Below are 11906 nucleotides of genomic sequence, written 5' to 3'. Positions count from 1 at the left end.
CGGCCAAGCACACGTGCATGAGCGGTCCGATGCCGCCAAGGCCGCGCTCCTCGACGAGCAGATCGCCGCCGCCTGCGAGCGCATCGCCCCGCTCTGGCCGCTCGATCGCTTCGTCGCGGTGAATCCCTTCCACGGGCTGCGCGATCTGCCGTTCCAGGAGGCCGCCGCCATGCTGCGCCGGGTGGCGGGCGCACGCCTCTACATGCCCAGAGCCTACTATCGCGAGCAGATCGCCGCCGGGCGGATCACCGCGGAGGATCTGCGCCGGGCCGCCGACTTGTGCGGGAGCAGGCTCGACCCCGCGACGCTGCAACGCGCCGTCGATGTCGAACCGACGCCGGCCGGGCGCGTGCCGCTGCTGACGGCGGTGCTCGACGAGATGGACACCGACGCCTGGTCGAGCTTCGTTGTCGACCGCATCAGCCAGCATTGCGCGGCCTTCTTCGATATGGGCCAAGCCACCTGGAAGCAGCCTTGGCGGGGCCTATCGCTGTACGCCTCGTGGCGACGCTTCGCGGCGTTGGATTTCAGCGCGACCATGATGGGGCAAGGCAGTATGCGCGAGCGGGTGAAGGCCCTGCCCGAGGCGCCGCGCGACTGCATCCGCGCGGCCCTGAACCGTCTGGGCATCCCCCCGAGCGCGGCGCGCGACTACCTGCACGCGGCCTTGATGGACATCGGCGGTTGGGCCGCTTGGACCCGGCTGCTGCGCTGGCAGGCGGAGCTGGCCGGCGGGCGTGACGACACCATCGAGGAGCTGCTCGCGATCCGTCTGGCTTGGGATCTGCTGGTCTACGAGCACAAGAGCAGCCCGGAGCTGCGTCGCCGCTGGCGTGGGGTCTGCGCCGAGCTCGCCGCGGGCGGGGCAGCCGGCGGGGACGGCGACGATGACGCCGGCACTCGGGAGATCGATCAGGTGCTCCTGAACGCGGCGGAGCTCGCCTATCAGCGCGGCCTGATCGGGCAGTTGAGCACGGCGGCGAACGGCGACACCTTGATCCGTCCCGCCGTGCAGGCGGCCTTCTGCATCGACGTGCGCTCCGAGGTGATCCGCCGTGCCTTCGAGACCGTCTGCCCGCAGGGACGCACGCTCGGTTTCGCCGGCTTCTTCGGCGTGCCGATCGAGCATGTCCCGCTCGGCGCCGTCACCGCACGCACCCATGTGCCGGTCCTGCTCACGCCATCCTACCGCGTCTGCTCCGAGATCCACGGCGCGGACCCCGAGGAGGCATCGCGTGCCTTGGCCGCACAACGCAGCCGCTTCGGGATCAGCAAGTCTTGGAAGGCGTTCAAGATGGGCGCCTCCTCCTGCTTCTCCTTCGTGGAATCGGCCGGCATCTGGCTCTATGCGCCCAAGCTCGTCGGCGACACCCTGGGATGGAGCCGGCCGGTCCCGGCTCCCGACGATCTGCGTCTGGATGCGACCGATGCGTGCCGGGTCGGACCGACCCTCGACGCGCCGTCGCATGCGCACCGGCAGCACGCGCACGGGCATGACCACGCCGGCGCTTGTGGGGCAACAGGCGCACTCGACGCCACGCGCGCCGGCATTCCGCACGCGGATCGGATCGGGCTCGCCGAGGGGATCCTGCGCGCCATGTCGCTCACCGACGGCTTCGCCCGCCTGGTGCTGCTGGTGGGGCACGGCAGCACCTCGGTGAACAACCCGCATGCCGCCGGGCTCGACTGCGGGGCCTGCGCGGGTCAGACCGGCGAGGCCAGCGCCCGCGTGGTCGCCGCGCTCCTCAACGACCCGGCGGTGCGCCGCGGTCTGCGCGAGCGTGGTCTGGCGATCCCCGAGGACACCTGGTTCCTGCCCGCGCTGCACGACACCACGGTCGACGACGTGCATCTGTTCGACACCGAGGTGCTGCCCGCGGGCTACGCCGAGGAGCTGGCCGAGCTGCGCAGCTGGCTCGCGCAGGCCGGGGAGCTGACGCGGATGCAACGGGCCACCCTGCTGGGGCTCGACGGGCGGCGCGGTCACGGCCTGGAGGCGAGGATCCGCCGACGCAGCCGCGACTGGTCCCAGGTCCGTCCCGAGTGGGGCCTGGCCGGCAACGCCGCCTTCATCGCTGCACCGCGCGCCCGCACCCGGGGCCTGGATCTGGGCGGTCGCGCCTTCCTGCACGACTACGCCTGGCGCGACGATGCCGACTTCAAGACCCTGGAGCTGATCATGACCGCGCCGATGGTGGTCGCCGCCTGGATCAACCTCCAGTATTACGGCTCCACCGTCGACAACCGACGCTTCGGCAGCGGCAACAAGGTGCTGCACAACGTGGTCGGAGGCGCCGTCGGCGTGCTCGAAGGCAACGGCGGGGATCTGCGCACGGGGCTGCCGCTGCAGTCGCTGCACGATGGCCGGCGCTGGATCCACGAGCCGCTGCGCCTGAGCGTCGTCCTGCAGGCGCCCGAAACGCCGATCGAGGAGATCATCGCCCGCCATGCGCTGGTCCGTCAGTTGCTGGACAACGGCTGGCTGCATCTCTTTCGGTGGGATGATCGGGACGGGAGCATCCATCGGCGCATGCCGGGGCGCGGCTGGGTGAGCGGCGCGTCGGAGGAGGGTATGCACTACGACAACGGCGCCTGACATCGACCAAAGGCGCGAGTCCGTTCCGACAGGAAGCTCAAGCGGTGTTTCTCGGCCGGATCCGCCGGACAGATGCAACGGCCGAACATGACGGCGATCGGATGCTGAAAGCGTCTGCCCCGACGCGACCTCGCCTGATTGCCGCGACGTTCGCCGCAACCACCGATGAGAATCCCCCGGTCGTGCCCGCCCGGTTGCTGGCGTCGTGTGCCATGAGCCGGGCGGGCACCAGTTCCGGTGACAGTTCACTCAATTGCGGCCGTACGCGAAATCTATGGTCTGTCACCGGAGCTCGCGGCTCAACCAGCCGTTAGAGCATCGGGAAGCAGGCTGAACTGAGCCGGCATTGACGTGACACACCGTTATTGATCAAGAGTTCCTGCACGTATTAGGAGTCGAGCGACGATACGCTAAATTCGGCGGTGCGGTGTGGGCTCGGCTTGGAGTGGTGGTCAGCATAAAAGTATCCGATACTCTATGCCGAGGACGAAATACCCTTGGTCATCAGACAGATCTGGATAGTTCGGGTTTTTGGATTTCAGCTTTGCAATCATTTCTGTGGGACCGGTTTTAGTTTGGTTTCAAATCGTCCTATGCCGTAGTGCTCATGCCAGTGAAATTCATATCGATGACCCTCTGACTCAAAAACCGGACTGCTTTTCTTGACCGAATGTGCGCCCGTAAGCGCCAGGGGACTGATGTCGGAGGGGATGATTCTGGCCATGAGCCTCCTTTCTCAGTCGTGGTGATCAATGTGAGGCGATGATGAGTGCTTCGCCGATCACGATGGGTCCAGTGTAGGCGGATGCGTGCGCGCTACTCGGGCGTGTCCGGCGTCCGGCTGGAGTCGTTCCGCGCCTCGTTTGTCATGCACGCCGAGGGAGGCACGTGGCGCGGAACGCCGGGAGAGGCGTGACGCCGCGGGAGCGGTGCCACGAGCCTGTTGGGGCCGGCATGTCTTGGCGAACGAGTTTCTTTTAGGCGCTTCAGGCTGCCACGGACCCGGTGCCACGGGCTGGCACAGGTCCGTCCCGCTCGTTACTCTTCTTCTCTTTATCTATTTTTCTCGTTTCTCCTCTTTTCCTCTTCTCTGCGGCCTGCGGGCCAGCGCGGCCCGGAGGGCCCATGCCGATTCGCCTCTCGACGCTCCTCACACTTGGTCTTCTCTCCGGCCTGACGCCCTTTGCCATCGACATGTATCTGCCGAGCCTGCCCGCGATCGCGCAGGACTTGGACTCGACCATCGAGTTGGCTCAGCTTAGCGTGACCGCGTATCTGGGCGTCTTCGCTCTGGCCCAATTGGTTCTGGGACCGGCCTCGGACGTGCTCGGGCGGCGTGCGACCATCGGCGGTGGATTGGCGCTCTTTTGCGTGGGCGCGCTCGTGTGTGTCTTGGCCGAGCGGATGGAGACGCTGCTGTTGGGGCGCGCCGTTCAGGGGCTTGGCGGCGCGGCGGTCGCGGTGACGGTGCCGGCCCTGGTGCGCGATCTTTTCGAGCGCGATCACTACGCGCGGGTGATGAGTCTGGTGATGTTGACGACGGCGCTGGCGCCGCTGCTGGCACCGTCCATCGGCGGGGCCATCGTCTCCTATCTGGAGTGGCATTGGGTCTTCGGTGCGCTCTTGGTTCTGGGCTTGACGGCGAGTGGGCTCTTTTTTCGGCTGATCCCCGAGACCCTTCTGCACGCGGATCGCCACCCGCCCGAGTTGGCTCGGGTGTTACGCAATTATCTGACCTTGCTCCGACATCGCGTCGGTCTGGGGTATCTGCTGACCGGGGCCTTTTCCTTCGGCGGCATGATGACCTATATCGTGACCTCGCCCTTCGTCTACATCGAACTGCACGGGGTGCCGGTAGGTTGGTTCGGGGTTTTCTTCGGGGCGAACGTGGCCCTTGCGATGGTGGTGACCGGCCAGAATGCCCGGTTGGTCGTCCGTTTGGGGGCAGAGCGGCTACTGCGTTTGGGGCTCGGGGTGCAGGTGGTGTCGGCGGCGATCTTGCTGGGGCTGGCCGTTTGGGGGACGCCGCCGCTGTGGGCCATCGTCGGCGCGACCCTGCTCTATCTCGGGATGGCGGGGGTGGTGCTCGGCAATTCAATGGCCGGGTTTATGGCGCACTTCGCACGGATGGCGGGGACCGCATCGGCCTTTTCCGGGGCGTCGCGCTTCGGGCTTGGTGCGGTGATGGGATCACTCGTCAGCCTGATGCATACCGGAGATGCAACGCCGATGCTCTTCGGTATGGCGATCTGCGGTTTGGCGGCGGGCGGGAGCTATTGGCTGCTGTGCTGCTCGTCGGTAGGTGACGGTTCGGAGATGGGGTGAGCGGCGTGGTTCATGATGGCGGGGTGAATGTGCGAGCTTCGGCTGTGGGCGACGCGGGGGGAGGATGGGTTTCGGTGCGCTCTGCCGGGGCAGGAATCGAGCCTTGGGCGCGGCGAGGATGGGTTTCGCTGTGCTCTACCCATCCTACGTTTTGGTTGTGGGTTTGGGGTGGGGTTCAAAGGTGGACGGGGTCGGCGGTGAAGACGATGGTGAGCCACCGATCCGGCCCGGCACTGCCGATGGCGTTTCCGATCTCGGCCCGCAGTGCGTCGATCTGGGTCACAGGTAGGCTGAGATCGGGCGGTACCAAGACGGAGATCTCGATAAATCGGGCGCGGCCGGTCTTGGAAAGATAGCTGCGATAGTCCCGAAATCCGTGGCGGGCGACGAAGTCGGTCATGACCGAACGCACGTGTGCGTCCATGTCGCTCGGGCTGATCATCAGGATCTCGCCGAATGACTCGCGCGCTTCGCGAAAGGGCAAGGGCAGGAGAAAGAGTGCAACGATGGCCAGCACGAGGGGGTCCACATAACGGATGAAACCCTCCAGGTTCGTGTCCTTCATCGCCAGTGCCGCGCCGAAGGCGATCAGGAGAGCGGTGGTGATCAGGGCCGACATCAGCCATGCTTTCACGTCCAAGCGGACCAGGCCGGAGTCGATGCGCTCGGCTTGGCGGCCCATCCACCACCACATTGCGTAGGAGATGAGTGCGACCGCCACCGCGTATAGGAGCGCGGTGCCGAACTCGGGTTCGTAGCCGCCCTTGAGGATGCTGTTCACCGCACTGAAGAAGGCGTAGGCGACCAAAACGATGAGCACCGACGCCTTCAAGGCGATGACCATCGGCTCCAAATGCCAAAAGCCGTATTGGAAGCGGCGATCACCTTGACTGGCGACCAACCGAGCCACGACAAGGGTTAACCAAGTGACCGCGACATCGACAAGCGAGAAGAATCCGTCGAACAAAATGGCTGTCGAACGGGCCAAGAGGCCGAACACGATGCCGAGCCCGGCGATGACGACGGTTGCGCCCAGGGAGATCCACAACAGGCGTGCTTCCAGCGCGCTTCGCAACCGCATGACGCGCTCGATCGTTGCCACGGATCCTCTTCTCCATCGTCGCCGGTCACCCGCCGTGCGGCGTCGCTGCCGGGCCGCGGAGTACCGGATTGGTTGATGTTCCGGCTGATGCGGGTGCCGGGGTCGTTCGGTGGGCCGCGCGGATGCGGGGCCGGGCGATTATAGGCGAGCATTGCGGAGCGGGGCAGGGCGTTTTAGGGTTGGCGTCGAAGCCGGCGCGACGACCTGGCTGCGTTGCGGGGCCGAGGTGCGCTAACTCTGGCCACCGCCGACCATCGGTTTCCGAATACCCCTCATGGAGATGCGTAGATACGAGTTCGTGAGGTTTCTCCGTGATCCTCATGTCTCCGTGAGAGACTGTCCACAATTCGCGACCGCCTGACCAAGGAGTGACCCATGTCCGCTCTGTTCCAACCCTTTACGCTGAAGGACGTGACGCTGCGTAACCGCATCGCCGTGCCGCCAATGTGCCAATACTCGGCGATCGAGGGTCTCGTCAACGACTGGCATTTGGTGCATCTCGCCGGTCTCGCGCGCGGAGGGGCCGGCCTGGTCATCGTCGAGGCGACCGCGGTTTCTCCGGAAGGGCGCATCACGCCCAACTGCACCGGTCTCTGGAACGACGAGCAGGCGCAGGCGCTCGTGCCCGCCGTCGAGGCCATCAAAGCTGCCGGCGCCGTGCCGGGCATTCAGATCGCTCATGCCGGGCGCAAGGCGAACGCAAACCGTCCGTGGGAAGGGGATGACCACATCGCGGAGAGCGACGCGCGTGGTTGGCAGCCCATCGCCCCCTCGGCGATCGCCTACGGTGCGAATCTCCCAAGAGTGCCGAAGGCGATGACCCTGGACGACATCGCGCGGGTCCGTTCCGACTTCAAGGCAGCGGCACGGCGGGCACGGGACGCCGGGTTCCGGTGGCTCGAGCTGCATTTTGCCCATGGTTACCTGGGGCAGAGCTTCTTCTCAACCCATTCCAATCAGCGCGACGATGCCTATGGCGGGAGTCTGGAGAACCGCTGCCGATTCCTGCTGGAAACCCTTGGTGCCGTTCGCGAGGTCTGGCCCGAGAATCTCCCACTGACGGCACGTTTCGGCGTGATCGAATACGACGGACACGACGAGGAGACCCTAGCCGAGTCGATCGAGCTGGCCCGGCAGCTCAAGAGCCACGGCCTCGATCTCTTGAGTGTGAGCATCGGCTTCTCCACCCCGACCGCCCGGATTCCTTGGGCGCCGGGGTTCCTTGCACCCATCGCCGAGCGCGTGCGGCGGGAGGCTGCGCTCCCGGTGGCATCCGCCTGGGGGTTCGACGTGCCCGAGATCGCCCAAGGCGCCGTGGCAAGCGAGCAACTGGACCTGGTGATGATCGGTCGTGCGCACCTGGCGAATCCGCACTGGCCTTATGCGGCCGCCCGCACGCTGGGTGTCGAGCGTCCCGCCTGGACACTCCCGGCGCCCTATGCGCATTGGCTGCAGAGTTATGGGGGTGGGAGCTGAATTCCGGGGATCGGGGCCTCGTCCATCCCCCGGCTCGGGTTTGTCCCGCGCCGCATCTTGCCGCATCATGCGCGACCGCGGATTCAGTGAGCGCAAGACGACGGCATGACCGAAACCACCACCTACAACGCGGAGGGCCTCGAGCGCCTGCCGCTGAAGGATTTTACCGAAAAGGCGTATCTGGACTACTCCATGTACGTCATCCTCGACCGCGCGCTGCCCCACGTGGGCGATGGGCTCAAGCCCGTGCAGCGGCGCATCCTCTACGCCATGTCGGAGCTCGGGTTATCGGCGGCGGCCAAGTTCAAGAAATCCGCGCGCACCGTCGGCGACGTACTGGGTAAGTTCCATCCGCACGGCGATTCGGCCTGTTACGAGGCGATGGTGCTGATGGCGCAGCCTTTCAGCTATCGCTATCCGCTGGTGGACGGGCAGGGCAACTGGGGCTCGCCTGACGATCCCAAGTCGTTCGCGGCGATGCGCTATACCGAGTCGCGTCTCACGCCCTACGCGGCTCTGCTGCTCGACGAGGTCGATCAGGGCACGGTCGACTGGCAGCCCAACTTCGACGGGACGCTCGAAGAGCCCAAGCTGCTGCCGGCGCGTCTGCCGAATCTCTTGCTCAACGGCGCGACCGGGATCGCCGTCGGCATGGCGACCGACATCCCCTCGCACAACCTGCGCGAGGTCGCCCGCGCCTGCATCCATCTGCTCGACCATCCGGACGCGACCCTCGAGGATCTGATGCGCTTCGTGCCGGGGCCGGATTTTCCGACCGCGGGCGAGATCGTCACCCCGCGCGAGGATCTCGCGAAGATCTACCAGACCGGCGGCGGGAGTCTGAAGCAGCGCGCCGTCTACGAGGTCGAGCGCGGCGAGATCGTCATCACGGCCTTGCCGTATCAGGTCTCGGGCAGTCGAGTGCTCGAGCAGATCGCGCAGCAGTTCAACGCCAAGAAGCTGCCCATGATCGAGGACTTCCGCGACGAGTCCGATCATGAGTTTCCGACCCGATTGGTGATCGTGCCGCGTTCCAATCGTGTCGATGTCGACCGCCTCATGTCGCACCTCTTCGCCACCACCGACCTGGAGCGCAGCTACCGGGTCAACATGAACGTGATCGCGCTGAATGGTCGGCCGCGGGTCATGACGCTGCGCGACATCCTCGTCGAGTGGCTGATCTACCGCACCGAGACGGTCCGGCGGCGCTCGCAACATCGTCTCGACAAGGTGCTCGAGCGTCTGCATCTCTTGGACGGTCTGCTGATCGCCTTTCTCAATATCGACGAGGTGATCCGCATCGTCCGCACGGAGGACGAGCCCAAGCCGGTGCTCATGGAGCGGTTCGCGCTCTCCGAGGCCCAGGCGGACTATGTGTTGAACACCCGGCTGCGTCAGCTCGCGCGTCTGGAGGAGATGAAGATCCGCGCCGAGCAGGCGGAGCTGGCCGAGGAGCGCGACGGGCTGCAAGCCATCCTGGGTGACGAGTCGGCGCTCAAGCGGCTGATCTCCGAAGAGATCGCGGCCGATACCGAGAAGCACGGCGACCCGCGGCGCTCGCCGTTGGTCGCACGCGCCAGCGCGGCGGCGATCGACGAGATCGATCTGACACCGAGCGAGCCGGTGACGGTGGTCCTGTCCGAGAAGGGCTGGGTGCGCGCGGCCAAAGGGCACGAGGTCGATCCGGCCGGGCTGAGCTACCGCTCCGGGGATCGGTTCCTGATGGCAGTGCGGGTGCGCAGCAGTCAGGCTGTCGTTTTTCTCGATTCGACCGGGCGCAGCTATTCCTTGCCTGCACATAGCCTGCCCTCGGCGCGCGGGCAGGGCGAGCCTTTGACCGGCCGACTCGACCCGCCAGCCGGTGCGCGTTTCGTGGCGGTGATGGGTGAGGCGCCCGAAAGCCGAGTGCTGATGGCGTCCGATGCCGGATACGGATTCATCGCCCGGACAGAGGACCTATACGCGAAGGCCCGGGCCGGCAAGGCGGTACTGAGCCTGCCCAAGGGCGCCGAGGTCTTGGCGCCGCTTGCGCTGACCGGGGAGGAGGGCGGCCTGGAGGGCGCCCGGCTGGCGGCCGTCACGACCGCGGGCCATCTGCTGCTGTTCCCGGTCTCTGAGCTTCCCGAGATGCCGCGGGGCAAGGGCAACAAGATCATCGGCATCCCCTCGGCCCGCGTCGCGGCGCGGGAGGAGCTGGTGATAGCGCTCGCGGTGGTCCCTCAGGGCGGGAGTCTGGTCCTGCTCTCGGGCAAACGGACCTTGACCCTGAAGCCGGCGGATCTTGATGTCTATCAAGGGGAGCGCGGTCGCCGCGGGCGGTTGCTGCCGCGCGGCTTCCAGCGGGTGGAAGGCCTGTCGGTGGCTTAAACCGCGCCTAGCGCGGTATGCGATGTTTTTGGGTGGGATCGGCCGCGGGGAACTTGACGACCGCTGGAGTCGGCGCGGTTTAAGACTCTAAGAAATAGATCATTTTAAAGCGCGTCCTCCCTAAGGGTTATCGATGCAGAAAACGTCGAACTCACTCGAAAATGCGCATCTCGCTCTGGACGCGGTTTAGCTCATGTAGCTCAAAGCCTCATCACCAGGATGCGGCAGTCCCGCGATGCGCCACGCCTGGCGGCAGGAGCCGAAGAGCCGATGCACTGCGTCGCGCTCCATGCCGTGTGTGCGGCAGATCTGCGACACCGGAGGGATGGCGCCATAGGTCATGCGATGCTCGCGCAGGTAGTAGATGATCGACCAATGGTCGCGGCCGAGGGGGCCGATCTCGTCGAGCTCCGCCATGACGCGGGCCATTCCTGCGTTCCAATCCGTCGGGTCGATCAGGAACCCGTCCTCGTCCACGGGGAGAGGGCGGTGCTTGGGCGGGGTCTGGTTGCGGACGGCGGTTTGGGTCATCTTGATTATCCTTGGTCTTTGGTGGATCAGTAATTTTTATGATGATATTAATGTTGCTCTCACCGACGAATATAGTCGGAATTATCGGCGCGTCAACCCCCTGATTCACGAACTGATTCGTCGAGGCCCATCCCCGTGTCCGAGCTGACCTTGCCGCTTGCGCTCTTCAACCTCTTGCCGGTGCTCTTTACCGGGTTCGCCTTATGGTTTCTCACCCGTCTGGTCGGGGATCTCGCCCCGCCATGCCGGACCATGGCCCGGGCGGGTGGTGTGTTGATCGTGCTGGGTGGATTCTCGAAGGCTGTCTGGAAGCTGATTCTCGTCACCACCGGTCAGGATCTGGCCTGGCTCGCGAGTGCGCTCTTTCCGTTGATGGCACCTGGATTCGCGCTGCTGGCCGGGGCGGCGCTGGGTGTCTTGCAACGGCTTCGGGGGCGGGGCGAGGTTGCTTGGATCCGTTATGTGGTTGCTGCCGCCATTCTGGTTGTTGTCGGTGCCGTGGCTGTGCGTACGCTTGGAATGGGGATCCCGCGGGGCTGGTTCTTGCCGTTGCTGGGGCTGACGAGCGTCGCCAATCTGGTGCTGAGTCTTGTCTTGATTGCGAGCGCGCTGCGACTCGGCCGCAAGGATGCGGCGCTGCTCTTCGGGGTGAATTTGGCGATGGTCTTCGCGCTGCCGCCGATTGCCATGGCCTCGCCGGATACGCTCTTCATGCACTGGTTGGAGCAGATTCTGACGGCGATCGGGACGGCGGCGTTCGCACTGGGGGCCTATCGGCTTTGGCGATCCGCTCGCGCATCGGCGGCTGTTGATCTGCGTCGGGGTCGGTGAGCCGGGGAGGATGGGTTTCGCTGCGCTCTGCGCGGGCTGGAGCTGAGACGTGGGAGCGGGGAGGATGGGTTTCGCTGCGCTCTACCCATCCTACGCTGCTGGGATATGGTGGGGTGGGTCAGAGCCGGATCTGGTGATGCTCGAGGGGGTAACCGCGATCGCGGTAGTAGCGGAAGCGCTCGCGTCCGGCAAGGCGGGCGCCAGGGTCGTGGTCGATGGGCTCGCAGAGGCGCTCGAAGCGGCTGAAGAACTCCGGGACTTCGCTCGAGAGGTTGATCAAGACCTGATCCTCGCTGTCGGGTACGCCGTCGCCGCTGATGAGGATGGGTGTCAACTCGGGGTCGGTTTGTCCGACCTGTCCGTGGGGCAGGAAGCTGTCCTCGCGGAAGGTCCAGAGTAGACGATCCAGATGTCGGGCTTGTTCGGGATCGGGGCAGTGGATCAGCACGCGTGCACCGGTCGCGCGGATGCGCTCGACGAGACGGCAGGCGAGGAGGAAACGGTCGCCGTCGCTGTTGCCGTCCAGGCTGTAGAAATCGATTCGGGTCATGGGTTAAGGCGCGTCCGGCTTGGCATGTGCTGTTGTTGATTGGATCCGACTTAGCGCGAGTCTGCGATCATTGTCGCCGACGCGCCTTAAGTCTCAAGATGATTTTCGGGAATAGGCATCCCGGCTGC

At 65.5% G+C, this 11906-nt stretch carries 8 protein-coding genes; 5 read left to right on the top strand and 3 right to left on the bottom strand.

Features of this window, described 5'->3' with window-relative positions; translation table 11 throughout:
* Nucleotides 1-13 precede the first annotated feature (13 nt).
* Together GPT33_RS05140 and GPT33_RS05135 are read left to right on the top strand one after the other, a co-directional pair.
* On the top strand, nt 14-2596 hold the full coding sequence (locus GPT33_RS05140; protein WP_296806250.1) for a DUF2309 domain-containing protein: 2583 nt from the start codon (nt 14-16) through the stop codon (nt 2594-2596).
* Between the two features lie 1125 nt (nt 2597-3721).
* Nucleotides 3722-4921, top strand: coding sequence for a Bcr/CflA family multidrug efflux MFS transporter (locus GPT33_RS05135; RefSeq protein WP_296806247.1), 1200 nt, complete (start codon nt 3722-3724; stop codon nt 4919-4921).
* Between the two features lie 175 nt (nt 4922-5096).
* On the opposite strand, the gene GPT33_RS05130 is transcribed toward GPT33_RS05135, so the two are convergent.
* A complete protein-coding gene (locus GPT33_RS05130; RefSeq protein ID WP_296806246.1) occupies nt 5097-6023 on the bottom strand; it encodes a cation diffusion facilitator family transporter in 927 nt (308 codons plus the stop codon).
* Nucleotides 6024-6398: 375 nt separating this feature from the next.
* On the opposite strand from GPT33_RS05130, the gene GPT33_RS05125 reads away from it, so the two are divergent.
* A complete protein-coding gene (locus GPT33_RS05125; RefSeq protein ID WP_296806245.1) occupies nt 6399-7499 on the top strand; it encodes an NADH:flavin oxidoreductase/NADH oxidase in 1101 nt (366 codons plus the stop codon).
* A gap of 105 nt (nt 7500-7604) precedes the next feature.
* On the top strand, nt 7605-9866 hold the full coding sequence (gene parC / locus GPT33_RS05120; protein ID WP_296806244.1) for a DNA topoisomerase IV subunit A: 2262 nt from the start codon (nt 7605-7607) through the stop codon (nt 9864-9866).
* A 186-nt stretch (nt 9867-10052) separates the two neighbouring features.
* On the opposite strand, the gene GPT33_RS05115 is transcribed toward parC, so the two are convergent.
* Complete coding sequence (locus GPT33_RS05115) at nt 10053-10397, bottom strand: TusE/DsrC/DsvC family sulfur relay protein (RefSeq protein WP_296806243.1); 345 nt, start codon at nt 10395-10397, stop codon at nt 10053-10055.
* Nucleotides 10398-10532: 135 nt separating this feature from the next.
* Between GPT33_RS05115 and GPT33_RS05110 the strand changes: the two genes are divergently transcribed.
* Nucleotides 10533-11228, top strand: a complete 696-nt coding sequence (locus GPT33_RS05110) for a hypothetical protein (protein WP_296806242.1) — start codon at nt 10533-10535, stop codon at nt 11226-11228.
* A gap of 118 nt (nt 11229-11346) precedes the next feature.
* On the opposite strand, the gene GPT33_RS05105 is transcribed toward GPT33_RS05110, so the two are convergent.
* Complete coding sequence (locus GPT33_RS05105; protein ID WP_296806241.1) at nt 11347-11778, bottom strand: DNA polymerase III subunit chi; 432 nt, start codon at nt 11776-11778, stop codon at nt 11347-11349.
* Nucleotides 11779-11906: the final 128 nt, after the last annotated feature.

The sequence above is a fragment of the Thiocapsa sp. genome (assembly GCF_011390875.1).
Classification (GTDB): domain Bacteria; phylum Pseudomonadota; class Gammaproteobacteria; order Chromatiales; family Chromatiaceae; genus Thiocapsa.
Note: the sequence above shows the minus strand (reverse complement) of the source record. Positions and strands in the feature narration are given on the sequence as shown.

Bases quoted from the DNA above. Each gene is read 5' to 3' on its own strand.
- GPT33_RS05105 (WP_296806241.1), bottom strand. From the start codon at position 11,778: ATGACCCGAATCGATTTCTACAGCCTGGACGGCAACAGCGACGGCGAC.
- GPT33_RS05135 (WP_296806247.1), top strand. From the start codon at position 3,722: ATGCCGATTCGCCTCTCGACGCTCCTCACACTTGGTCTTCTCTCCGGC.
- GPT33_RS05125 (WP_296806245.1), top strand. From the start codon at position 6,399: ATGTCCGCTCTGTTCCAACCCTTTACGCTGAAGGACGTGACGCTGCGT.
- parC (WP_296806244.1), top strand. From the start codon at position 7,605: ATGACCGAAACCACCACCTACAACGCGGAGGGCCTCGAGCGCCTGCCG.
- GPT33_RS05115 (WP_296806243.1), bottom strand. From the start codon at position 10,397: ATGACCCAAACCGCCGTCCGCAACCAGACCCCGCCCAAGCACCGCCCT.